At 63.7% G+C, this 22,754-nt stretch carries 20 protein-coding genes and 1 tRNA gene; 10 read left to right on the forward strand and 11 right to left on the reverse strand.

The window, feature by feature from the left end; all coding sequences use genetic code 11:
• Position 1 precedes the first annotated feature (1 nt).
• From OVO38_RS00210 to OVO38_RS00230, 5 genes are all read right to left on the reverse strand, one after another.
• The gene (locus OVO38_RS00210) at positions 2 to 784 is read right to left on the reverse strand and encodes an ABC transporter ATP-binding protein (protein ID WP_019176090.1); all 783 of its coding nucleotides are present in this window, start codon (positions 782 to 784) and stop codon (positions 2 to 4) included.
• 50 nt (positions 785 to 834) lie between these two features.
• Positions 835 to 1,929, reverse strand: coding sequence for a FecCD family ABC transporter permease (locus OVO38_RS00215; protein WP_005325330.1), 1,095 nt, complete (start codon positions 1,927 to 1,929; stop codon positions 835 to 837).
• Positions 1,929 to 3,047, reverse strand: a complete 1,119-nt coding sequence (locus tag OVO38_RS00220) for a FecCD family ABC transporter permease (RefSeq protein ID WP_095535949.1) — start codon at positions 3,045 to 3,047, stop codon at positions 1,929 to 1,931. Before OVO38_RS00220 ends, OVO38_RS00215 begins: the two co-directional genes overlap by 1 nt.
• 475 nt (positions 3,048 to 3,522) lie before the next feature.
• A complete protein-coding gene (locus OVO38_RS00225; RefSeq protein ID WP_011018353.1) occupies positions 3,523 to 4,707 on the reverse strand; it encodes an IS256-like element IS3503 family transposase in 1,185 nt (394 codons plus the stop codon).
• Positions 4,708 to 5,076: 369 nt separating this feature from the next.
• Complete coding sequence (locus tag OVO38_RS00230; RefSeq protein ID WP_323746813.1) at positions 5,077 to 5,709, reverse strand: DedA family protein; 633 nt, start codon at positions 5,707 to 5,709, stop codon at positions 5,077 to 5,079.
• Positions 5,710 to 5,970: 261 nt separating this feature from the next.
• On the opposite strand from OVO38_RS00230, the gene topA reads away from it, so the two are divergent.
• Together topA and OVO38_RS00240 are read left to right on the forward strand one after the other, a co-directional pair.
• Positions 5,971 to 8,883: a type I DNA topoisomerase gene (gene topA, locus OVO38_RS00235; protein WP_267207467.1), complete on the forward strand. Its 2,913-nt coding sequence runs from the start codon at positions 5,971 to 5,973 to the stop codon at positions 8,881 to 8,883.
• Positions 8,884 to 9,657, forward strand: coding sequence for a hypothetical protein (locus OVO38_RS00240; RefSeq protein WP_267207468.1), 774 nt, complete (start codon positions 8,884 to 8,886; stop codon positions 9,655 to 9,657).
• A 132-nt stretch (positions 9,658 to 9,789) separates the two neighbouring features.
• Here the strand turns inward: OVO38_RS00240 and OVO38_RS00245 are convergent, their stop codons facing one another.
• Positions 9,790 to 11,316: an adenylate/guanylate cyclase domain-containing protein gene (locus OVO38_RS00245; protein WP_095535188.1), complete on the reverse strand. Its 1,527-nt coding sequence runs from the start codon at positions 11,314 to 11,316 to the stop codon at positions 9,790 to 9,792.
• A gap of 58 nt (positions 11,317 to 11,374) precedes the next feature.
• Between OVO38_RS00245 and OVO38_RS00250 the strand changes: the two genes are divergently transcribed.
• The 6 genes from OVO38_RS00250 to OVO38_RS00275 all read left to right on the forward strand — a co-directional run bounded on the left by OVO38_RS00250 (position 11,375) and on the right by OVO38_RS00275 (position 15,195).
• Complete coding sequence (locus tag OVO38_RS00250; RefSeq protein ID WP_267207469.1) at positions 11,375 to 12,604, forward strand: DNA polymerase III subunit delta'; 1,230 nt, start codon at positions 11,375 to 11,377, stop codon at positions 12,602 to 12,604.
• A gap of 74 nt (positions 12,605 to 12,678) precedes the next feature.
• A tRNA-Thr gene (locus OVO38_RS00255) sits at positions 12,679 to 12,754 on the forward strand.
• 107 nt (positions 12,755 to 12,861) lie between these two features.
• On the forward strand, positions 12,862 to 13,149 hold the full coding sequence (locus OVO38_RS00260) for a hypothetical protein (protein WP_267207470.1): 288 nt from the start codon (positions 12,862 to 12,864) through the stop codon (positions 13,147 to 13,149).
• Positions 13,150 to 13,223: 74 nt separating this feature from the next.
• Positions 13,224 to 13,643 carry a hypothetical protein gene (locus tag OVO38_RS00265; RefSeq protein ID WP_095547727.1) on the forward strand — a complete coding sequence of 140 codons (420 nt, stop codon included), beginning with the start codon at positions 13,224 to 13,226 and terminating at the stop codon, positions 13,641 to 13,643.
• A gap of 4 nt (positions 13,644 to 13,647) precedes the next feature.
• Entirely contained in the window at positions 13,648 to 14,067 is a 420-nt protein-coding gene (locus OVO38_RS00270) for a hypothetical protein (protein WP_095275177.1), read from the forward strand.
• Between the two features lie 540 nt (positions 14,068 to 14,607).
• Positions 14,608 to 15,195 carry a hypothetical protein gene (locus OVO38_RS00275; protein WP_267207471.1) on the forward strand — a complete coding sequence of 196 codons (588 nt, stop codon included), beginning with the start codon at positions 14,608 to 14,610 and terminating at the stop codon, positions 15,193 to 15,195.
• Positions 15,196 to 15,484: 289 nt separating this feature from the next.
• Here OVO38_RS00275 and OVO38_RS00280 read toward each other — a convergent pair whose 3' ends face one another.
• From OVO38_RS00280 to OVO38_RS00290, 3 genes are all read right to left on the reverse strand, one after another.
• Positions 15,485 to 15,997: a hypothetical protein gene (locus OVO38_RS00280; RefSeq protein WP_233126916.1), complete on the reverse strand. Its 513-nt coding sequence runs from the start codon at positions 15,995 to 15,997 to the stop codon at positions 15,485 to 15,487.
• Positions 15,998 to 16,252: 255 nt separating this feature from the next.
• Positions 16,253 to 17,440 carry an MFS transporter gene (locus OVO38_RS00285; RefSeq protein WP_267207472.1) on the reverse strand — a complete coding sequence of 396 codons (1,188 nt, stop codon included), beginning with the start codon at positions 17,438 to 17,440 and terminating at the stop codon, positions 16,253 to 16,255.
• A gap of 49 nt (positions 17,441 to 17,489) precedes the next feature.
• The gene (locus OVO38_RS00290; RefSeq protein ID WP_267207473.1) at positions 17,490 to 19,163 is read right to left on the reverse strand and encodes an AMP-binding protein; all 1,674 of its coding nucleotides are present in this window, start codon (positions 19,161 to 19,163) and stop codon (positions 17,490 to 17,492) included.
• Between the two features lie 195 nt (positions 19,164 to 19,358).
• On the opposite strand from OVO38_RS00290, the gene OVO38_RS00295 reads away from it, so the two are divergent.
• Positions 19,359 to 20,213, forward strand: a complete 855-nt coding sequence (locus OVO38_RS00295; RefSeq protein ID WP_095275173.1) for a GDSL-type esterase/lipase family protein — start codon at positions 19,359 to 19,361, stop codon at positions 20,211 to 20,213.
• Here the strand turns inward: OVO38_RS00295 and OVO38_RS00300 are convergent.
• Together OVO38_RS00300 and OVO38_RS00305 are read right to left on the reverse strand one after the other, a co-directional pair.
• Positions 20,194 to 21,168 (reverse strand): hypothetical protein, encoded by a 975-nt coding sequence (locus tag OVO38_RS00300; protein WP_267207474.1) that lies wholly within the window; start codon positions 21,166 to 21,168, stop codon positions 20,194 to 20,196. The genes OVO38_RS00295 and OVO38_RS00300 overlap by 20 nt on opposite strands.
• Complete coding sequence (locus tag OVO38_RS00305) at positions 21,165 to 21,536, reverse strand: PadR family transcriptional regulator (RefSeq protein WP_122084586.1); 372 nt, start codon at positions 21,534 to 21,536, stop codon at positions 21,165 to 21,167. The genes OVO38_RS00300 and OVO38_RS00305 overlap by 4 nt, the downstream gene beginning before the upstream one ends.
• A gap of 107 nt (positions 21,537 to 21,643) precedes the next feature.
• Here OVO38_RS00305 and OVO38_RS00310 point away from each other — a divergent pair, with 107 nt between their 5' ends.
• Positions 21,644 to 22,744 (forward strand): S-(hydroxymethyl)mycothiol dehydrogenase, encoded by a 1,101-nt coding sequence (locus tag OVO38_RS00310; protein ID WP_267207475.1) that lies wholly within the window; start codon positions 21,644 to 21,646, stop codon positions 22,742 to 22,744.
• Positions 22,745 to 22,754 lie beyond the last annotated feature (10 nt).

Raw genomic sequence — 22,754 nt, forward strand, 5'->3', positions numbered from 1 at the left:
GTCACTTGGGGACGATCAGCGGACCGCCGGTGACAGGATCCTCGATGACTAGCGCGTTGAGGGCAAACGCCTCGAGCAGTAGCTCTGGGGTAATGACCTCGCTGGGACGCCCGGTGGCGAGGACCTGTCCATCCTTCATCACCACGAGATTATCGCTGTAGCGTACAGCCAAGTTGAGATCGTGCAGCACCATCACCACAGTCCGATCCAGCTCTCGGCGTAGACGCTGCACCAGCTCCAAAATCTCTACCGACGTGGCCAGATCCAGGTAGGTGGTGGGCTCGTCCAGGAACAGGATGTCCGTGTTCTGCGCAAGAACCATGGAGATCCACACACGCTGCCGCTGCCCTCCGGACAGAGAATCCAGGGTGCGCTCCGCCAGCCCCATCGAGCCAGTCATTTCCAGCGCCTTGTGCACCTCGGCTTCGTCCGTGGACGACCACTGACGGATCCACGATTGGTGTGGGTGCCGACCGCGCGAGACGAGATCAGCCACGTTGAGTCCCTCCGGGGCGGTAGGGGTTTGTGGCAGCACGCTGATGGTCCGTGCGAGGTCCTTGCGCCTGATGGATGAGATATCGGCGCCGTCTAACAGCACTTCGCCCTCATTCGCCGGAAGGAGACGAGACATGGCTCGCAACAACGTGGATTTGCCGCAGCCATTGGGGCCGATGATTGTGGTGATCTGCCCGCGAGGAAAGTCCACGTCCAAGCCTTCGATGACCGTCCGGTCGCCGTAGCCCACGGCGAGGCCGCGTGCGCTCATGCTGTGCTTCTGAGTCATGTGTCCTTCTTTGTTCGCGGCACTGCTAACTTCCAGGGTGGGATCTTTTCTCATGCCGTGGTTGACCTATTCCGTTGGACCAGCAAATAAATAAGGAACGCACCGCCGATTGCCGAGGTGAGAATGCCCACCGGCAGCTCTACGGGCAGAAGAGTTTGGGTGCTGATATCTGCCAGCAGGAGTAGCGCAGCGCCGGTCAGCGCAGAGGCCAGAAGCGGTGGTGCAGAGCAGTTGCACAAGCGCAGCGCCACCTGTGGGGCCACGAAGGCGACGAACCCGATGGGGCCAGCGGCCGAGACCGCCACTGCTGCCAAAGCCACGGCAGCGGCGAGCAGAAGCACCTGCACACCCTGGACGTTTTGTCCCAAAGCCCGTGCAGTATCCGAGCCCAGCAAGGTGGCTAAAAGTTGGTGACCAATCCAGGCCAGCAGCGGTGTAAACACCAACACAACAATGGCGATGGGCCACATCTTGGACCAGTCCGCAGTGCTCAGGGAGCCAGTAAGCCAGAACTGCGCGGCCGCGGCATCGCGCAACTCCGTGCGGATCATCAGGAAGTTGATATACGAGGTCAACAGAGCAGAGATGATGATGCCGAACAGCACTAGCCGGAAGGAATCAGTCGATCTCCTCCACGCCAGAGCCCACATCACCGTTGCGGTGACAGCCGCACCAAGCACCGCGGCCAAGGGAATGCCGATGCTGCTGAGCCAGCCGAGGAAACCACCAGCGCCACCACCCAGAGTGATGACGGTGACCGCGGCCGCGGACGCGCCCGTAGTGAAGCCCAAGATATCCGGGCTGGCCAGCGCATTGCGAGTCACGGACTGAGTGAGGGCTCCGGATAATCCCAGCGCACAGCCCACCAGAATGGCCGTCAGCGCACGAGGCATGCGCCAATCCAAAACCACCAGACGCTCAATGCGGGTGCCCTGGCCGGTGAACAGCACCTCCAGCACACGAGCCGGGGACACAGGATAGTCACCCAGGCCGATGGAGACCGCCGCTAGCAAGACGATCGCCACGAGCAGCAATAGAGACACCGTCAACGCGCGAGGGCGCCAGACCACAGAAAATGAGCCCACGCGGAATGGCGGGCGCCCAGGGATAGTGGAAGAGGTAGGGCGGGCAAGGAGGGAACTCATTAAATGGCCACCACCCGGCGTCGATAAATAAGGGCGATGAAGAACGGCGCGCCCACGAACGCGAGGATGATGCCTACTTGCAACTCGCCCGGACGAGCGATCAGACGGCCCACCACGTCTGCGAACAGCATCATCACCGCACCCGTCAGGGCAGAGTAAGGGAGGATCCAGCGGTAATCAGGGCCCGTGATGGCGCGCACGAGGTGCGGGACCACCAGGCCGATGAAGGTGATGGGGCCGGCGGCAGCTGTCGCGGCACCGGCCAGCAGTGCGATCAGAGCCATGCCAATCAGGCGGGCGCGCTGGGTGTTGATGCCCAGTCCGGAGGCGATGTCATCGCCCAGATTCAGGAGGTTTAGCTGCGGTGCCGTGATGAACGCCAGCAGGAGGCCCACCAGGATAAACGGCAGCACGCCGTAGAACACGGTGAGATCCCGGCCCGCGATGGAGCCGACGGTCCAGAAGCGCATGCGATCCAGATTGGCATCGTCAGTGAGGATAAAACCGCTGATGATGGCGCTGAGGACCGCGGACAAAGCCGCGCCGCCGAGGACCAGCGTCATTGGATTGGCCTGTCCTCCTCCTATGGACGCCAAACTAAACACCAACGCAGTAGCAGCGATGGCCCCACCGAACGCCCACATGCTGGTAGCCCACACGGACGTCACACCCAGCAAGGAGAAGCTGGCAACCACGGCCAGGGACGCACCGTAGTTGATGCCGAGAATGCCCGTGTCCGCGAGAGGGTTGCGCGTGTGCCCTTGGATCAATGCACCGGAGGCGCCAAGGGCAGCACCGGCGACTAGGCCCAACAGGGTGCGGGGAATGCGGAGCTCGACGATCACGCGCTGATCCACATTCAGCCCCTCCGCGTGGCCGAACGCCGTGCCGAGATCGCGGAACACGGCGGACACTTCTCCAAAAGGGATCTGCCGTGATCCAAACACGATGCTGGCAACGATGCTGGCGAGCAATAGGAGGAAAAGGACGCCGAGGCCGACGAGGCGACGCGGGATTTTACCTGATGGAGCGCTGGCAGAAGCGTCCGCAGTAGCGTCCGCGCGAGGCCCCAGGTGTGATTGAGAAGGGGATTGCGCATGCGGGGTAGAGATAGCCATGCATCCCTCCTTGACGCGTGAAAGTCCATGATCTTAACGGGAGCAAGCTTATATGAACAAGGTAAGCCTAATCAAAGTACTACAAGGAGGGATTGTGGAGCTGTGCAGGTGAGTGTGTGAGCCAGCAGGTGCGGCTAGTGAGGTCGGTCGGCCCTGAATGGCGCCGACCCTACACCTCAGCTCTATGCTTCTGAGCAGGGATTTGGACATGTTTTAGCTGGTTGCTAGGCTAGTCAGGTCTTGCCGTAGGTAGGTACCCCCATGTTCTTTTTTTCGACGCTAACGCGTCAAAATCCCGGGAATGCCACATGACCTGCGGAAAGAGTCTCCCGCTACAAGGGAGAAAAACTGTACATCCACTTTGTTACAGGCCCCTCGCCCGAAGCGGCCGCACGGATAAAGGCAGCGAGCACCCCTAACTACTGAGTTAGGGGGTTAAGTAAAGAAAAGTGTGTCTTTTCCGGGCGTGTTGCGGTTATTTGATCCAGCCTTTTTGGATGCCGAGGTTGTGTTGGTAGCTGGTGTCGATGGCGGTGTCGTATTCTGCTGGTGCACCGATGTCATTGGTAGTGGCTGTGGTGTTGTGGGTGATCAGGTCTGTTGCTGTGGAAAGTGCGTCTTGACCCCATCGTTGGTCCCTGGCGATCTTGACCGGATCGTCAGGGACTTCTGTATGTAGATACAGCCACCAATCCATCACTGTGCGTTGATGCGGTAGTGATAGTCCGCGGTGTCTGCGGGCTAGTTCTTTTATGGGGGCGTTGATGCCACCTTCGAGGCTGTTTGTTGTTGCTGCAAGGTTGTCGGGGTCGATGGTTGTTGGTGGGGGTTGCAGGTAGGTAAACAGCAGGTCTCTGCGGTGCAGAGATAGCAATGATTGATAGGCCGCTCGGACGCGTTGGTGGGTGTAGACCTTGGTGTAGGCGCCGGTAGCAGGGTCTTTGATGGTGGTTTTCTCGTTCATCCATTCCCGGTAGGTGTGGTCGAATTCGTGCAGGTGGGCGACCCATGTGGATGCTTGGTCAAGGTCGGTGATGCGAGTGAGTTTCAGGGCTAGGCGGTAGAGGGTTTTGCCGGCATCGGTGCGGGGGTTGCTGGTGGTGTGGCGGCGGACTGTTCGTTGGGCGTGGACGAGGCAGCGTTGGATGCGTGTTGTTGGCCAGCAGTGGTGGATGGCTGATTGGGCACCTTGTCCGCCGTCTGTGACTGCGATTAGTGGTGCGGCAATGGGGCGTAGGAGTTCGGTGTAGGCGGCGGTGGTTTCGTGTCTGGCCCAGGTCCAGTTGATGACGTGGGTTTTACTGGCTGCGATCAGGAGGCATCCGGACTTTAGATAGGTCGCGTCGAGGAAGATTTGGTCATGGATGCGGAATGAGTCGATGGTGGGTGTGGGGATGATCCACCAGCACCATCGGAATCGGTGGTGCATGGTTTGCCTGGTTACGCCATGGTGTGCGGCGAAGGTGGTTAGAGATTGGGTGCCGGTGGCCCATTGGATGAACAAAGCCATGGTGGCGGTATTTTTGTTGTGGGTTTGGGTGTTGCGGGTAAAGGAGTGTCCGCAGTGGGTGCAGCGCCAACGGGTGGTTGATTTGCTGGTGGTGCCGTTTTTCTTTGTGTTGTTGCCGCATAGTGGGCAGCTGGGGCGGTTGGTGGTCATCCTTTAATCCAACCGGTGTGCGGTTAGCACAAATGTGGCCGGAGGTGCGGGATGGTGTGGGTAATAGCTTTCGGGGAGCTATTCTTTGGTGATTTGTGGTGTGTGGTCTGGGGTTATGGTGGCATGCGGACACACTTTTCTTTACTTAACCCCCGGGTGAAACGAGGGTGAAACGACAAAATGTGTGCCGGCGGGGTGGGGGTTGGCCTGTTTGACGAGGACAGGGTGACGAAGACGCGGAATTTGTCGCATCCTCGTCAACCAGTTCTCGTCATCTGGGTGTCGAGAGCGCTGTCCCCGCCGTCGCCGCGGGCTGGCCGCCCTGTTGCCCCGGCGAGCGCAGGCGCCCCTCCCTACAGCCCTACACCCCTACAGCGAGGACTCGCCGCGGCGCTCGTCGCGCCAGTCGAACAGCTTGCCCTGCAGCTTCTGGACGCCAAAGCCGACGAGCGAGCCGAGCAGCACGCCCACAACCATGCCGAGCAGCGGGAAATCCGAGAACAGCGCGCCGCCGGCGTAGCCGATGCCCACGGAGAGGATAGCCCAGACGATGACGCCGATCGTGTCGTAGATGACGAAGGCGAACCAGTTAAAGCGCACCGAGCCGAGCACGATCGTGGCTACCCAGCGGGCCCAGGGGATGAAGCGGGCGACGATGATGGTGGCGCCCGCGCCGCGGTTCATGTTGCGGCGCACCCAGAGGATCGCCTGGCCGGCCTTGGACTCCGCGTCGAGCCGCTCGACATAACCGATGAGGCGGCCGCCGAGGGCGAAGCAGATGTTGTCGCCGATAATGCCGCCAATGATCGCGGCGACGATCACGGCCGTTACATCCGGCACTCCTTGCGAGCCGGCGAACGCGCCCGACAGGTTGAGCACGGACTCGGACGGGACGATCGGCGCGAGGGCGTCGGCGACGATGAGCACCGTGACGAGGGGGTAGAACAATGGGGTGCCCATGAGCATGTGGAGGAAGTTGATGAACGGGTCGAACATCTCCATGGGGTTCCTCCTCTCAAAACGCCTGGTCACGGGCTTGCCGCAGCGGTGCGATGGGCGCGGCGCTGCCGTATGCTCCCCGCTACGATACGCGCATGCGCCGGGGACTGCGAGATCTCGGGTCTGCTACAAATGTTGGTGTTTGAGATTCGGCGTTTAGGCGCGCCCGCCGGGTGTATGCATATACTGCGAGAAAGCGCATGTATCGCATCAGTACATATATATAGGTGCGAATCGAGTAAATAGAGCGAGGTGTCACAAAGCGTGGCGGGAAACGGCAAAACCCTGGTCATCGTGGAGTCGGCGACAAAGGCGAAGAAGATCCAGAAGTATCTGGGCAACGACTACATCGTCGAGGCGTCCGTCGGCCACATCCGCGACCTGCCGGGCCGCGCCGCCGACATCCCCGCGAAGTACAAGAAGGAGCCGTGGGCGAAGCTGGGCGTGAACCCGGAGGCGGGATTCTCGCCGATCTACGTGGTCAGCCCGGACAAGAAGAAGAAGGTCGCTGACCTGCGCGCCAAGCTCAAGGAGTCGGACAAGCTGCTGCTCGCCACAGACCCCGACCGCGAGGGCGAGGCGATCGCGTGGCACCTGCTGGAGACGCTGAAGCCGAAGGTCCCGGTGGAGCGCATGGTGTTCAACGAGATTACCGAGTCCGCCATCCGCGAGGCCGCCGAAAACACCCGCGAGTTGGACATGGACCTGGTGGAGGCGCAGGAGACCCGCCGCATCCTCGACCGCCTGTACGGCTACGAGGTGTCGCCGGTGCTGTGGAAGAAGGTCATGCCGCGCCTGTCCGCCGGCCGCGTGCAGTCCGTGGCCACCCGCGTCATCGTGGAGCGGGAGCGTGAGCGCATGGCGTTCATCGCCGCCGAGTACTGGGACATCACGGCGTCACTGCTGCCGCAGCAGGGCGAGAAGACCGAGTTCGACGCGAAGCTGGCCACGCTCGACGGGCAGCGCGTGGCGCAGGGCCGCGACTTTGATGATCGGGGGCGGCTGAAGGGCGAGGCGGTGGTCGTCGATAAGCAAAAGGCCAATTCGCTTGCCGACGGCCTCCGCGACCGCCCCATGCGCGTCACCGCAGTGGAGGAAAAGCCGTACACCCGCCGCCCGCACGCGCCGTTTATGACCTCGACCCTGCAACAGGAAGCAGGGCGCAAGCTGCACTTCACGTCCGCGCGCACGATGCGCATCGCGCAGCGCCTGTACGAAAACGGCCACATTACGTATATGCGTACGGACTCGACCTCCCTGTCCAAGCAGGGCCTGCAGGCCGCGCGCTCCGCGGCCACCGAAGTGTACGGCGACAGCTTCGTGTCCAAGTCCCCGCGCACCTACGACCGCAAGGTGAAGAACTCGCAGGAGGCGCACGAGGCGATCCGCCCCGCCGGTGAGCGCTTCGCCACCCCCGGCCAGCTCGGCGGGTCGCTGGACGCGGAGGAGTTCAAGCTCTACGAGCTGATCTGGCAGCGCACCGTGGCCTCGCAGATGGCGGACGCGCGCGGCAACTCCACCAAGGTCACCGTCGCCGGCGAGGCGGAAAGCGGCGAGCGCGCCGAGTTCACCGCCACCGGCCGCACCATTACCTTCCCGGGCTGGCTGCGCGCGTACTCCGACACCAACGACAAGGAGACGCACCTGCCGCAGCTGGCCAAGGGCGACGTGTTGGACGCGACGAAGCTCAGCGCCGACGAGCACACCACCAACCCGCCGTCGCGCTACAACGAGGCCAGCCTGGTCAAAAAGATGGAGGACCTGGGCATCGGCCGCCCGTCCACCTACGCCAGCATCATCAAGACCATCCAGGACCGCGGCTACGTGGTTACCCGTGGGAACGCGCTCGTGCCCACCTGGGTGGCGTTCTCCGTCATCGGGCTCATGGAGAACAACTTCGACGCGCTGGTGGACTACGACTTCACCTCCTCCATGGAGGACGAGCTGGACGAGATCGCGCACGGCAACGAGGACCGCACCGAGTGGCTCACCGGCTTCTACTTCGGCGACGCCGAGGCGGACGAGAACATGGCCGAGGCCGTCGCGCGCCGCGGCGGGCTCAAGCACATCATCGAGGCCAACCTGGAAAGCATCGACGCGCGCCAGGTGAACTCGCTCAAGCTCTTCGAGGACGCGGAGGGACGCGACATCAACGTGCGCGTCGGCCGCTACGGCCCATACATCGAGCGCCAGGTGGGCGTGACCGCCGACGGCGAGCCGGACTACCAGCGCGCCAACCTGCCGGAGGCCTCCACCCCGGACGGCATCACGCTCGAGATGGCGGAGAAGCTCTTCGCCACCCCGCAGTCCGGCCGCGAGCTGGGGGAGAACCCGGCCAACGGCCGCACCGTGGTGGCCAAGGAGGGCCGCTACGGCCCGTACGTCACCGAGCTTGTGCGTGACGACGAGCGCGCCACCGCCGAAGCGCACGCCGAGGAGGTCATCGCCGCCGAGCGCGCCGAGGAGGACGCCCAGCGCGCCGAGGAGGGCAAGCGCAAGAAGAACTGGGACACGAAGACCGCGGCGAAGCAGAAGGAAAAGCGCATGGGCGAGCTGGTGGACGAGCAGCTCAAGCCCGCCACGGCGTCCCTGTTCCAGGACATGGAGCCGGCCTCGGTCACGCTCGAGGAAGCGCTGAAGCTGCTGAGCCTCCCGCGCGAGGTGGGCACGGACCCGGCAGACGGCGAGGTCATCACCGCGCAGAACGGCCGCTACGGCCCGTACCTGAAGAAGGGTACGGACTCGCGTTCCCTGGCCAGCGAGGACCAAATCTTCAGCATCACCCTCGACGAAGCCCGCCGCATCTACGCGGAGCCGAAGCGCCGCGGCCGCGCCGCCGCGAAGCCACCGCTGAAGATGCTGGGCGACAACGACGTCTCCGGCAAACCCATGACCATCAAGGACGGCCGTTTCGGCCCGTACGTCACCGACGGCGAGACCAACGCGTCGCTGCAGCGCGGCGACACCCCGGAGACGGTCACCGACCAGCGCGCAAATGAGCTGCTCTCCGCCCGCCGCGCCCGCGAGGCCGAAGAGGGCCCGAAGAAGGCAACCAAGAAGAAGGCCACGAAGAAGAAGGCCACCAAGAAGAAGGCGACCAAGCGCGCGAAGAAGACGGTGAAGAAGCCCACGCAGACCACCAAGCGCGTGGTCAAGGCCGGCTCCAGGAAGAAGTAAATGTTCACCCGCACGCTCCGGGGCGCCGAGGCGCTTGTCGACGCCCTGCTTCCCCACACCAACCCCACCCCAGCCCGCCTCGCGTGGGCCGGGTGCGCGGACGCCGCCGGCATCGCCCACCTCGCCGATTCGCGCAGGGCCGCACTGGTCGCCGAGCCCGCCTCCCGCGTCGCGCTCGTAGCGCTCCCGCTGCACCGGGAGGGCGGACGCGGCGCTGCCTCCGGCGCCGACGCTGTCCTGACCTGCGCCGTCCTGGCCTCCGCCGTCGCCGCCTTCGAGCAGCACCGCGCCCCGACGCGCCCGTCGGCGCTCGGCGTTGCGGCCCTGGTCGGCGCGCAGGCCGGCTATATCCCGCGGCTCGTGCAGCGCGGCGCGACGGTGGGGAAGCGCGGCGCCGCGGCGGCCGCTGGTGTCGTCGCCGCTGGTGGTGTGGTCGCGGCCCGGGCGGACCGCCGCCTGCTGCCTGCCACGCTGCTCGGCGGCGCGGCGGTGGCTGCGACTGCCGCGCTGGCGAACGACCCCGCCTTCCGCGCCGATGCGAACGCGACCACTATCGACCCGGCCCGGGAGGGGTTAAGCCACGGTGCGAATCTGCTCGTCGCCGCCGAGGGGCTGCGCCTGCTCACCAACTCCGGCGTGGCGGCCCGGGTGTGCCGCGCCGCGGGCCTCCCGGCGTGGCTTGGCGAGCGCGGCACGCGCGCCGCGGTCTCCTGGGCGGGGTCGATCGGCCAGCTGCTACTCGTCCACGGGCTCACCGCGCCGGACCGACAGTGACAGATTTGCTCGGCGCGGGGGAGCCGGGAGGGGGGGCGACCTGGGGGAATAGGGCTGGGTGCGGGAAATTTTACGCACTCTCGTCATTTAGGAGGCCACAGGGGGCCCAGCATCCCCCAAGCAACAACCTGCCTAGTACCGGTCCGCCATGGTGGAGCGCACTGGGCGCGCCAGCTGCGTCATCTTGTTGCGGCCGCGTAGCTCGACCGACTTCATGAGGGTCCAGCGCTGCTGCTCGACCTCGTTGGCGGCGCGCAGGGTCGATGCGTTGGTGAGCACCCGGCCCTGGACGCCCTTGGCCAGCTCGGTGAGGCGGGCGGCGGCGTTGACGGCGTCGCCGATCACGGTGTACTCGAAGCGGTCGTGGCCGCCGATGTGGCCCGCCACGACGTGCCCGGAGGCGACGCCCACGCCGGCTTCGAGCTCCAGCCCGCCGAGCTCCTGGCGGAGTTCCCGGGCTGCTTGGAGGGCGTGCGAGGTGGCGTCGTGAAGCGAAACTGGGGCCCCGAAGACGGCGAGCGCCGCATCGCCCTGGAACTTGTTGATCACGCCCTTGTTGCGGTGGACGACCTCGACGACGATTTCGAAGAACTTGTTCAGCGCCGCGACGACCTCCTCGGGGGTGTGGTCGACGGCAAAGGTGGTGGAGCCGACGACGTCGACAAACACGACGGCGACCTTGCGGTCCTCGCCGCCCAGCTCCGGCTTTTCCTCGAGTGCCTTCTGGGCGACCTCGCTGCCCACGTAGCGGCCGAAGATGTCGCGGACGCGCTGGCGTTCGCGCAAGCCCCGCATCATCTCGTTGAACCCGGCCTGGAGGACGCCGATTTCGGAGCCGTCGTAAATGTCCACCTGTGTATTCGTCTCGCCGCGGCGCACGCTGTTGATGGCGTCCTGCAGCTCCTTGATCGGGTCGACCACGCTCATGATCACAAACGCGGTGCCGAACGCGCCCGTGACCAGGGCGGAGATGGCGAGCGCGAAGACGGCTGGCCCGAGCTCGCCCGGGGTATCGGTGAAGAAGCCGCGCGCCTGCGCAACGAAGAGCAGGACGATGCCCAGGATCGGCACCGCGGAGGTGGTGAACCACGTCATGTACAGGCGCTGCTTGATCGGCGGCTCCAGCGTGGAGTCCTCGAAGCGGCGCGCGAGCGCGGTGGCGGCGATCGGCCGCACGAGGCGCTCAGCCTGCAGGTAGGTGAGCACGGCGGTAACGAAGCAGGCCATGGAGGTCGCGATGAAAATGACCAGCGCAAACGGGCCGCTCGTGCGCGCGGTGATCACGGCGAGGATGGCGATACCGATGAGCCACACCACCACCACGATCATCGTCTGCAACACCGGCAGACGAAGCACCAGGTGGCGCACCATGTTTGGGTCGTGGTCCTCGGGGCTTCGCTGCCATTCCAGCACGGGCCGGAAGAGGAAGAACGTGACCACCATGCCCACGATCACGGCGAACACCACGTACACCAGCCCGATCAGGCCGAGCGTGGAGCTGTGCAGCGCCAGTTCATCGGTCTCCGGCATGGGGATGAAGTACCTGATGAACAACATGATTGCGGCGGCGCCGAGCACGTTGGTGCCAAGCACGGTTGCGGCGTACAGGGGCCATGAGGTGCCCCACACCCAACGCAGTCCGTGCCAGAATCTCTCCATGACCTATCACCTTAGCGTTCATCGTGGTTGTGGGGGCGAACTAGTAGGCTAGAGCAGCGTGACTCAGCCAGCCAATCCACGCAGCGTCGCAGAGCGCCTCGCCGACGCACCCCACGTGCGCGACGTCATCTTGTTCGCCGCAGCGTCTGCGCGCGAGCAGTTGCTTATCGACGCTCCCGCGGACCAATACGCAATGACCCACTCCTGGCTGTTCACGGGCCCGCCGGGCTCAGGGCGCTCGCAGGCCGCGATGGCGTTCGCCGCGGCGCTGGTGTGCACGGACCCGCACGAGGTAGGCTGCGGCCGCTGCGCCGGGTGCCGCGACGCGCTGGCGGACCAGCACGCCGACGTGGTGCACGTGGTGCCCAAGGAGCTGATCATCAAAACCGAGTACATCCGGGACATCGTGGCGCAGGCGGCCCGAATGCCCACGGTGGCCTCGCACCGCGTCCTGATCATCGAGAACGCGGATCGCCTCCACCCGGCCGCCGCGGACGCCCTGCTCAAGACGGTGGAGGAGCCGCCGGAGCGCACCGTGATCATCATGCTCGCGCCGTCGACGGACCCCGAGGACTTCTCGCAAACCCTGCGCTCTCGCTGCAGGCACCTCTATATCCCGTCGCCGTCCGAGTCGGAGCTCGTGCGCATCCTCATGGACGAGGAGGGCGCGAGCGAGCACGACGCGCGCCTGGCCGCGGCGACCTCGCTGCGCCACGTGGGCCGCGCGCGCCTGCTGGTGCGCAACCCGGACATCCAGCAGCGCCGCGGCCGCGCGATCAACCTGGCCGAGCTGATTTTCCACGGCGCACAGGCGTTCCAAGCGGTGGGGGCGCTGGTCAAGGCGACTGAGAAGGAAGCTGTCGACGCCTACACAGAGGAAGATGCCGCCGAGCGCGCCAAACTCGAGCAGGCCCTGGGCATGGGCGCGAAGGGGAAGGGCGCGGCGAAGGCGCTGCGCGGGGCGGCCAGCTCCATCAAGGAGCTTGAGTCGCGGCAGAAAGCGCGCGGCACCCGGCGCAAGCGCGACGTCTTCGACCTGGTCCTGGTGGACCTCGCCGGCGTGTACCGGGATGCGCTGGTGGTGCAGTCGGGTGCCGACGTCCCGCTGACGCACCCCGACTTCGAGCCACTCGCCCGCGAGGTAGCGGACCGCGTGCCCGCCGCCGGCCTGGTCGCCTGCCAGGACGCGATCGCGCAGTGTCGCGCCCGCCTGCACCAGTCCGTGACGCCGACCGTGGCGTTCAACGGCATGATCGGTCACCTGCGCATCGCCTGCGGCGTGCGCTGACCTGCTGGTTTATTATTTGCTGGTTTCTGCACTACAATCACTTTCCGGTACAGCGTCACTTTGTGCGTTGTCCGGCCGCCTTAGCTCAGTCGGCAGAGCGTTTCACTCGTAATGAAAAGGTCGCGAGTTCGATTCTCGCAGGCGGCTCCACCAAAACCCCAGCTAGAACACCGTTTTAGCTGGGACTTCATCGTAGGTCTGGCGCGCCAGTTGTTCCAGGTTGTGGTGGCCACCCCCAGATGAATTCAGGGAGAAATATGATCTATATGGTCTTTGGCGCAGCGGTCGCGATATTCATCTCCTTATGCATCATGGCAATGGGGTACCTTGTCCACCTTTCAGTGAAGCGAAAGGTGCTTTCTCCATTCCGTTTCTTAGTCGTGATGGTTTTACTAGCCCCGGTTTTTCTGATCTACGACATTCTCAGCGATGAGATGTGTAGCGGCCTTTTCAATTATGCGGTCAGCGGATACTTAATTACCGCAGTCATCATCGGATCTCTAGGGCGCATCATCGCGGATGGCTCCAGTGAAGCGCGGGAATAGGGGCGACTCCTGGGCAAGAGAACGACTCACCTGACCCCAAACGTCTCATCAACACCTAACTCGGCAGGAGCAAAATGAGTTCATACAAAGACATCACGACCTTCTCTGTCCCTATGCTCGTCAAGTCTCTGAATACGTTGCAGATTTCTGCGAGAGAGGACAACGGCGATTGGGGCGCCCAATTTCCGCAAGGTGTTGCCATCTTCGTTCCCGAGGGTGAATATTTCAGTGTCCGCATTGAGTCCTCTCAAACAATCCCGTCAGGCGAGCAGCTTGCGGCAATGAACGCTATCAATGCGACGAACGACAACCTCGCATTCGGCAAAGTGGTTCCTAATGTCATCGAGGGACGCAGGACGGTTGTCTTCCGCAATCACTTCAACTTCACCCAAGGTGTGTCCCAATTCCAGCTGGACACGCTCATCGACGCCAGCTTGCAGGTCGGGTTCGACGCGCTGGGAAAGATCGAAGCTCTTTTTGAAGGAACGGAGTAAGTCCATGGGATTGTTTGGAAAGAAGAAGCCGACGTTGCGTGAAGCATCCGTCGAATCTATTGGGGAGGCACTCTCCTCTCTGGGGCTTAGCTGCTCGCAGCTGTCGACTGGTGGGTTGCTTACTAAGGTCAATGGGGTTCCTATCTACATCGTTGATCAGGACACGAACATTGGTATTGGTGGGATGATCCAGGCGCGTCAGCCGAAAGCAGAGGACCTCAATTGGATCAGCGACTTTAATAATCGTGCGCTGTGGCCGGTGGTCTTCCGCGTGGACCAAGAGACTGCGAGTGTTATCCACGCTGAGCATCGAATCATCAAGGGCGTTGCGTACTCCGAAGCACAGCTGCGTGACGAAGCTGAGCTTGGAGTCCTGATTGTTGCGGATACCTTGCTGCGTTACAGCGAGGAGCATCCGCAGTAGGCCACTACCCAATAAGACTCTCGGTATGAGCAAGCGAGTGCAATGAGTTTTTGCGTTTTAACCATCATCTCATTCATTTCGCCCGCTCAAGCCAGCACGTTCGGACAGGCACCCACGGTATCCTACGCAGTCGATTTGAATGATCCGCAGGAACAGGAACATGTCAATCCATATGGATTGTTTCCGCAGCCATTCAGATTCAAATCTCGTTTTTCGACCTCCCGCATATTTCTACATCTGAAGGACCTAGGGCGGCCAGTGTCCACGGATGGTGGGATCAGGTTTCTGGCCCGCAAGAACTGCTACGGTACGTATTGAGCTTTGGCCAAGGACCCCATGGCCAGGGGTTCCGAAAGGTAGGGACGGGTACCAAAATTCTATTCCTGGTGGGGGCGGTCGCTGAAATCGGGCTACCGCACGTGCTATCTGCAAGAATCACGGTCAAACGGTATTTCGAGGCGACGTCGATGTGGAGATCAACGATGATGCTGATGCCCCTGGCATGGTTTGGGGTGTAGAAGTGACGCTACCCTGCGGGGTGTGACATACACCGTGTACGAGGACAACTACATCATCCTTGAGACTTCTGCCTCAGCCGCCGTGGAAGTAGACGTAGACCTACTCTTTGATCGCTTTAGGTGGGCAGAATTATCGCTTGGCTTCGCCAGCACCGGGAATTCCTTGAACGAGGAAGTCTCTTCGGGTCTCTGGGAACTCAATGACGTCACACGCAACATGAACAAAGAGCTACAAGCTATCCAAATACATGTAAATGTCCGCTCTGCGGAGGGCCGATTGCCCCTTCGGCAACTCTTCGCTGTGTGGGACTTGGCGCTCCCTGTAGCTATCATCTCGAACCTTCGGTCGGTCGCCATGAAGAGAATTTCGCGTCCTGGAATCTCTCCAGTACAGCGGAATTCCTTTCCCGACTTCTATTCGGGGCACTGCCTTGCAGATATAGACAAGGAATCCTGGGCAAGTGCTGTAGCGCTCGTCGATCATGCTGTAGTTCGACACCGCACACCTGGGCAAGGAAAAATCGCGTTGAAAGTCAGGGGAGAAAAGACCAAAGAAGTAACGTTCTATGCAGAAGGATTCCGCCCCCGTGATCATCTCCCGTGGTTTTGAATCGATCTTGGGTGATCTTCCCCTCGAAGAAGAATGGTCTGTCGCAGCTATCCGGATATGAGCAGGGCATTGATTGCAAGCCTCAGCCACGAGATCAACACACTCGAACCGGCGAGGCTGCATTGTCCAAACGGAGCTAGCTCCATTTGGACCAAGGCCGGGCACAAAACCCCAGTTCGCACCGTTTTAGCTGGGGTTTCTTCGTTGGTTTGGCGCGCCGGGTTGCCGCAGGAAATCCGGGGTGAGAAGTGGGTCACCTCACGGAATCTATAGGCCCTTGAAGCAATACTTAGACCGACCAAGGGCGACCGTAATTAATGTTTTCGTTACTACTTTCAGTAAACGGTGACAGCAAGTAGCGACTCTTCCATGGGCATGGGACCCGCCACAGGTACGTGTTATCGCCTAAATAACCGTCTTCGTTTTGTGTTCCTTCTCGTTCAGGTTGGGGACGCACGATTCCAAGGAAATTATCTGGGACGCGAGCTTTACGTCCTACCGGATCCGACCATTGGAGATCCTGATTACAGTAGCCCTCGTCCATAAAATCACCGGTAAAATGGATGAGGATTTCACGCGGTGCAGCACTGGGATGAGGGAGATTATCAATGGGAATGTCCTCATACCAGATATCATGGTTTATCTGTTTCCCCTCTTCGATCCAGTTGAGAACGGTTGTTTCGTCGAAACTAGCACCTGCCAAAACTTGTAAAGCCGAGGAAGGGTCATCTAGGTAGAAACGTTTCACATACGCCAGATAGATACGAGGCGGGGGAGCGACCCGGGAAGCATTGTCAGTCATTGCCGGGAATCTTACCGCCTACGCGGGTTGTTTTGCTATCGCAGCAGCTATCCGGATATGAGTAGGGGCAATGATTCTCGGCACTAGCGACGCGATTCATCACACTCCAACCCGTGGGATTGCATTGTCCAAACGGAGCTAGCTCCATTTGCACCCGCCCGCTCCGTAAAGCCCCAGGTCGCCGTCGCCCGCATCGGCCAAACGGAGCTAGCTCCATCTAGGACGTCACACCCACGACGCCACACCGACGAAACCTCAACTCCCAACAACCCCACGCATCAGGTACCCGCGGCGAATCTGCGCGGCGCGGATGAGCGCGGAGCACCCGGCCAGCGCGGCGAGCACCACGAACGGCAGGCTCGGCCCGACGCGCGGCGTGATCCACGCGATCAGCGGCGAGATCCCGAACCCGATGTAGGTGGCCACGTAGTACAGCCCGATGACGCGGCCGCGTTTTTCGGGTGGGGTGTACTCGTCGACGTCGAGAAGCCCCTCGCGCAGGCACAGCCCGTACGCCAGCCCGAGCAGCGCGGTCGCCGCCACAAACACCCAAGCAGACGGCCGTGCTCCGCCAACCGCGATGAGCGCCATGCCGCCGCCCGCGCCGAGCGCCCCGACCACACCCGCGCGCGGCCCCCACTGCCCGCGCCGCGCGAGCGCCTGCACGGCCAGCGCCACGCTAAAGCCCAGCACCGCGGCCACACCAGGCATAAACGCCGCGCCGATGGCAAAGTCGGTACGCCCAGCCAGCACCACCATCGCGGTCGTGATCGAGGCGAAAACCCATATCCCCATCGGCACCGCAGTCGCGAGCGCCTTGACCTCGCTGTGGCCCGGGCGAGCCTCAGCAGTCTCTCGCGTCACCGCAGGCGCGCCGTCGTCGCGCATGCTTATCGACGCCACCACCACCCCCATAGCCATCACAATCGGCACCACGAACGGGACCTTCACCGCGTCCGCGGCCAGGTGGGCGACCACACCGGAGGAGACCGGACCGAGCATGAACCCGGTGGTCAGGGCGATGCCCGCGGCGGTGGCACCGCCCGCGCCGCGGAGTCTGCCGGCCCAGGCAGTGCCGGCGCTGACGACCAGCCCCACCCCGAGCCCGACAACGAAGCGGCCGAGGAGCAACCCGTGCCCGGGGATACCCAGCATGAGGTAGGCGTTGCCCGCGGTCGCGATGACGGTGCCCGCAACGACGGCGGGCCGTGACCCGAACCGGTCGGCGGCCCACCCGCCGACGAGCAGGCTGGGGAAGAGCCCGACCGCGTAGATGCCGTAAGCGCTGTTGGCTAACACTGCGGAGACGTCGTGGTCGCGGCGCAGGAGAACCAGCACCGACGCGAAGTGGTTCGCTGACCACCCGGCCGTGATGAGGAACGCGAGGGCGAGGAGGAATGGTGCGCGGGCGTTGTCGCGCGGGCCCGGTGCAGCAGCTCCCATGGGGCTCCTTCCGCCCGGGGATGAGCACTGGCGCCCTGGTCCTCGGGACTTATGTGTCGCGGCGGCTTTCCGGCAGCAAGCGGGGGACAACCTTGCCCGTCGCGTTGCGCGGGAGTGTGTCCACGAAGTTTACGTCGCGGGGGATGGAGTGGTCAGCCAAATGGGCTTTGACCCATTCACGAATTGCCTGGGGAGTCAGGCGCGCGCCGGCGTCGGAGCGTTCGCGCACCACCCACACGGCGATGCGCTTGAAGGTGTCGGGGTCGTCGACGCCGCCGGAGTGAAGCTCGTCCACCCCCGGCATCTTCTCCAGGACCTCGGTGACGGATTGCGGGTGCACGTTCTCGCCGCCGACGATGATCATGTCGTCGTTGCGGCTTAAGACGTGGAGGTAGCCGTGCTCGTCGAAGTAGCCGAGGTCGCCCATTTCCACGAGGCCGTCGATGGTCACGATGGGTGTGTCCGGGTTGGTGTAGCCGCGCAGGGCCGTTTCGTTGTTGAGGAAGATGCGGCCGACTTCGCCTTGGGGGACTTCCTGGTCGTTGGCGTCGTAAAGCTTGAGCACCGTGCCCGGCGGGACGCGGCCGGCGACGGAGAAGTCGCTGGCCAGCAGTTCCGGGTCGGCGGCTGCAGCGAGGGCGAGTTCGGTGGAGCCGTAGATGTTGGCCAGGATGGGGCCGAAGCGGTCGTGCATGCGCTCAATGATGGCGGGGGTGAGCGCGTTGCCGGCCGAGCCGATGAACTTCAGGTGCGAGGTCTCGTAGCGCTCGTTGCCGGGGACGTCCAGCATCTGTTTGAAGAAGACAGGGGAGGAGACGAGCCCGTCGCAGCGGAAGTTCTGGATCTGGCGGAACACGTTCTCGGGATCGAAGACGCGCTGGGTCACCACGGTGCCGCGCACGCCGAGCGTGATGTTGAGCGCGGACCACCCCCAGGTGTGGAAGATGGACGCCGTCATCTGGATGGTGTGGCCGGAGCGGAACGGCATGGCTTCGAGGTAGCCGGCTACCACGATCGGCAGCTTCGGCTCGGGGCGGAGGATGCCTTTGGGGATGCCGGAGGTGCCCGATGACATGAGCACCATGTCGCCGTGCGCGGGGAAGGTGGGGAGTGCGGGGAGGTCGCGGGTGCCGCGGGCGATGATGCCGGCCTGGGTCAGCTCGTCGCCGTGGTCGCGGGAAGTGTGCGCCCACACCGTGGTGACGTGGTCGATCCCCTCGGGGATGCGGTCGGCGAACTCGTCGTCGATGAACAGGATATTGATGTCGTTTTCCGCGATGATGCCGGCGAGCTGCTCGGGGGAGGAACCGATGTTGAGCAGGAAGATCGTGCCGCCGGTGTAGCCCTTCGCCGCGAGGGGCAGGATGATGCCGCGGCCGTTGCGCGCCATCACGCCGATGCGCAGCGCGTCGAGGTCCTGCGTGCGCTGGACGTCAAGCATCCAGCGGCCGAGGGCGCGCGAGTGGTCGCGGAGCTGGTGGTAGGTGAGGAGGCCGTCGTCGTCGATAAGCGCGGTGCGCTCGGGCACTGCCGCAGCGCCCTGCTCGACCTCGCGGGCGGTGGTGAAGTGGTAGCGCGCGAGCGCGGGCGCGAGGGTGAGCAGCGCTTTCGGTCCGCCTTCGGCGCTGATGAAGCCGGCGCGGGTGGCAGCGCGGAGGAAGCGGGCCGCGGAGCGCGCGGTGAACGCGGCGCGGCCCACGGGAGAGAGTGCGGGGTACGGCATGGCGCGAGGTCCTTCTTTCCCTGAAAAAACTGGCAGAGACAGTGTATCTGCTTAGTTATACAAAATGATTTGGGGTGTTAATTCAGTAAACGTATGTGACTCATGTTGTGTGGAAAGTATGGCACGGGTAACGTTTGTCCACGACTTGGGGATACACATCCTGTACATAATGCCGCCACAAGGAGCATACGGAACATGACGCGCACTTCACTTCGTACCAAGGTTGCTGCCACCTGCGCAGCGGTCCTGGCCACCATCGGCTCCGTCGGGGTTGCCGGCACGGCCGTCGCACCGGCCGCGCAGGCGCAGGAGCGAAACCTGGTCATCCTCGGCGACTCCGTTATCGCGGACCCGAGCGGCCCGCAGTGGGCGGCGGGCAAGCTCGGGCTGGACCCGCGCGGTTCCTCTTCCGTGACCACGTGGTGCCCGACCTCGCCAACCAGCTGGGGCAAGCAGGCGGCCGGCCGACTCGGGCTGCCCGCCTGGGACTACTCCTGTACGGGCACGGTCTCCATCCAGAAGGGGCCGCAGTTCGCCTCCCAGGTCACCCGCGCCGTCAACGAGGGCGGTCTGACCCCCAGCACGGCCCGCGTGATCATCTCCACCGGTTTCAACGACACCTACCACAACGACGGGCGCGATCGAGCCGCTTTTCGACGCGACTTTGTCGCCGCCATGGTGCCGCAGATCAACCGCATTCGCGCTGCCGCCCCTAATGCGCGCATCCAGATCGTCGGCTACCCCAAGATCACGCAGGGTGATCGCGTCTGCCTCTTCCATGTAGCGCCGAACGTGTCGGACTACACCCCGTTCGCGGCGGTGCAGGAGTGGGAGGACTCCGCGCAGTGGGCGCAGGTTGACCTTGCGCGCGCGACCGGTGTGGAGTTCCTGGACATGAAGCCGTCCACCTGGAACAACAACATGTGCTCACCGGATAACCAGCGCATGTGGGCCGGCCTGGTGGACTTCTACGGCGGGCCGGGCAACCTGCCCATCCACGTCAACCAGCGTGGCCATGCCCACGTCGCGGCTAGGATCGCCGCATCTTAAACCACAATTGGATCGCCGCAGCGCCGGAGCATAACGCGGCAAATCCGAACAAACTGACGCCGACCATGTTTGGCCCGGCCTCGCTGAAGTAGTTGAGCGCCATGTTGGCGAGCGTGAGCAAGAATACGCCGGCGTTGATGTTGGCCGCGCGCTGCAGCTTGCGCTTCGGGCGCGACGGGAGGCTGTGCGCATAGCGCTTCGCGTCACCGAATTCTTCCTCCACCGTCGTGCCGTTTTCCTCGGCGAACGCGTGGGCCTCCGCAAGCACTTCGCGGATCTCGCGCTCGCGGTACTCACCACGGGCGCGTAACTCCCCGGCGACCGTGCTGTCCCAATCGCCGGCGGCAGGAGTGGTGTGTGTGGCGTCGTCGGGCGTCTGCTTCTTCCACGGCAAGAAGAACGCCGCGGCCGACATGATAAGCGCGAGGATCAGGCTCCACCCGTTGCCAAACGGCAGGTCGATCGTGCTCAGCGCCGAAATGAGCCACGCACCGATGAGGCTGAACGCCACGAGCGGGATGGCGGAAATGGCACCGGCCTTCCACTTCGCCATGCGGGTGTAGAGATTCCAGTACGTTGCCAGCGTGGCGCTCAGCCCGAGCGCGAGGACCGCCGGGGTGATCGCCATGCCAAGGGTGACGTCTTCGTTCCAGGTGGCGATGGTAATCCCGATGGCGAAGCCTGCCGTGGCGACGAAGAAGATCCAGGCCAGGCGCGGTGGGCGCGCCGGTCCCTGACTCATGAATGGGTCTGTGCCGCCGTGTGCCAGGTCGTCGCGGACCTCGGCTGCGTGGGATTCTGCCCACTCGTCGGCCTTGCCGAAGGCGGCCTCGGGCGTGAGCCCGTCGGCGTCTGCGTGCGCTGCGGCATCGGCAGCGGCTTGCTCGGCCGCGTCGCGGGAAAAGCCGTGGTTGAGGGTGAGGACGAGGGTTGCGCGGTCGGTCCAGAAGCTCATTTCGTGTCCTTTCGGGTGGTAGTGGGGTTCGCGGAATTGGTGGGGTCGGTGCGCGCCGGGCCGTCGCGAAGCGCCGCCCTGAGCTGGTCGAGTTGGGTGCCGTAGTCGAAGAGCTCGGCCTTGCCCTTGGTGGTGATGGAGTAGGTCTTGCGGCCGGGCCCGCTTTCGCTGGGGGCCCAGTGGGCTTCGATGAGGTCGGCGTTCTCGAGCTTGCCCAGGACGGGGTAGAGGGAGCCGCCCTTTGGTCTGCCGAAGCCGAGCGATTCGAGCGATTGTGCGATGGCGTAGCCGTGCGCGGGCCCGTCGGCGAGGCATCGGAGGACCGCAGCCGACATGAAGGCGCGTATCCAAGGTTGGGGGAATGTCATGTACCTAAGTATGAAACGTATCTAGGTATGTGTCAAGATTTTGGTTGGTGTGAGGGGTAATGCTCGGATAAGTGACAGATCTCCAAATTCTGGTACGGTAGGGCCCTATGAGTATCCAAAAGGTCCAAGGAGTCATCGCTCGCGAAAAGGGTGCAGACGTTGAAGTCACCACCATCGTCATCCCGGAGCCGGGCCCCAACGATGTCGTGGTGAAAGTCCAGGCCACCGGTGTGTGCCACACCGACCTGGCATACCGTGACGGCGACATCGAGGACGCCTACCCGTTCCTCCTCGGCCACGAGACCGCTGGCGTGGTCGACACTGTCGGCGAGGACGTCACCCACGTGGCGCCCGGCGATTTTGTCGTGCTGAACTGGCGCGCAGTCTGCGGCGAGTGCCGCGCCTGCCGCAAGGGCGACACGAAGAACTGCTTCAACACCCACAATGCCTCCAAGGGCATGACCTTGGAGGACGGCACCGAGCTCACCCCGGCGCTGGGCATCGGCTCGTTCGCGGAGAAGACCCTGGTCCACGAGCTGCAGTGCACCAAGGTGAACCCGGACGAGGATCCGGCGGCCGCGGGCCTGCTCGGCTGCGGCATCATGGCCGGCCTCGGTGCGGCCGTGAACACCGGCGACATCCAGCGCGGCGATTCCGTCGCCGTCTTCGGCCTGGGCGGCGTTGGCCTGGCCGCAGTGGCGGGTGCTGCACTCGCGGGCGCATCGAAGATCATCGCGGTGGACATTGACCAGCGCAAGTGCGACGCCGCCACCGAGACTTTTGGCGCCACCCACGCCGTGTGCGCGAAGGACCTCAGCGAGCAGGAGGTCATTGATAAGGTCCGCGAGCTTACCGATGGCTTCGGTACCGACGTGGCGATCGACGCCGTGGGCATCCAGCCCACCTGGCGCCAGGCCTTCTACTCGCGCGACCTGGCCGGCCGCATGGTCATGGTGGGCGTGCCCAACCAGACCGACCACATCGACGTGCCGGCTATCGACGTCTACGGACGCGGCGGCTCCATCAAGTCGGCCTGGTACGGCGACTGCCTGCCGGAGCGCGATTTCCCCACCTACGTCGACCTGCACCTGCAGGGCCGCTTCCCGCTCGGCGAGTTCGTCTCCGAGCGCATCGGCGTCGGCGACGTGGAGGACGCTTTTGCCAAGATGAAGCGTGGCGACGTGTTGCGCAGCGTCGTCGAGTTCTAGTCAGACCGAA

It is taken from the genome of Corynebacterium sp. Marseille-P8863 (assembly GCF_946902955.1).
GTDB classification, from domain to species: domain Bacteria; phylum Actinomycetota; class Actinomycetes; order Mycobacteriales; family Mycobacteriaceae; genus Corynebacterium; species Corynebacterium gottingense.

Coding starts and splice junctions, on each gene's coding strand:
- OVO38_RS00210 (WP_019176090.1), bottom strand. CDS start 784: ATGACTCAGAAGCACAGCATGAGCGCACGCGGCCTCGCCGTGGGCTAC.
- OVO38_RS00215 (WP_005325330.1), bottom strand. CDS start 1,929: ATGAGTTCCCTCCTTGCCCGCCCTACCTCTTCCACTATCCCTGGGCGC.
- OVO38_RS00220 (WP_095535949.1), bottom strand. CDS start 3,047: ATGGCTATCTCTACCCCGCATGCGCAATCCCCTTCTCAATCACACCTG.
- OVO38_RS00225 (WP_011018353.1), bottom strand. CDS start 4,707: ATGACCACCAACCGCCCCAGCTGCCCACTATGCGGCAACAACACAAAG.
- OVO38_RS00230 (WP_323746813.1), bottom strand. CDS start 5,709: ATGGAGATGTTCGACCCGTTCATCAACTTCCTCCACATGCTCATGGGC.
- OVO38_RS00240 (WP_267207468.1), top strand. CDS start 8,884: ATGTTCACCCGCACGCTCCGGGGCGCCGAGGCGCTTGTCGACGCCCTG.
- OVO38_RS00245 (WP_095535188.1), bottom strand. CDS start 11,316: ATGGAGAGATTCTGGCACGGACTGCGTTGGGTGTGGGGCACCTCATGG.
- OVO38_RS00260 (WP_267207470.1), top strand. CDS start 12,862: ATGATCTATATGGTCTTTGGCGCAGCGGTCGCGATATTCATCTCCTTA.
- OVO38_RS00265 (WP_095547727.1), top strand. CDS start 13,224: ATGAGTTCATACAAAGACATCACGACCTTCTCTGTCCCTATGCTCGTC.
- OVO38_RS00270 (WP_095275177.1), top strand. CDS start 13,648: ATGGGATTGTTTGGAAAGAAGAAGCCGACGTTGCGTGAAGCATCCGTC.
- OVO38_RS00280 (WP_233126916.1), bottom strand. CDS start 15,997: ATGACTGACAATGCTTCCCGGGTCGCTCCCCCGCCTCGTATCTATCTG.
- OVO38_RS00285 (WP_267207472.1), bottom strand. CDS start 17,440: ATGGGAGCTGCTGCACCGGGCCCGCGCGACAACGCCCGCGCACCATTC.
- OVO38_RS00290 (WP_267207473.1), bottom strand. CDS start 19,163: ATGCCGTACCCCGCACTCTCTCCCGTGGGCCGCGCCGCGTTCACCGCG.
- OVO38_RS00295 (WP_095275173.1), top strand. CDS start 19,359: ATGACGCGCACTTCACTTCGTACCAAGGTTGCTGCCACCTGCGCAGCG.
- OVO38_RS00300 (WP_267207474.1), bottom strand. CDS start 21,168: ATGAGCTTCTGGACCGACCGCGCAACCCTCGTCCTCACCCTCAACCAC.
- OVO38_RS00305 (WP_122084586.1), bottom strand. CDS start 21,536: ATGACATTCCCCCAACCTTGGATACGCGCCTTCATGTCGGCTGCGGTC.
- OVO38_RS00310 (WP_267207475.1), top strand. CDS start 21,644: ATGAGTATCCAAAAGGTCCAAGGAGTCATCGCTCGCGAAAAGGGTGCA.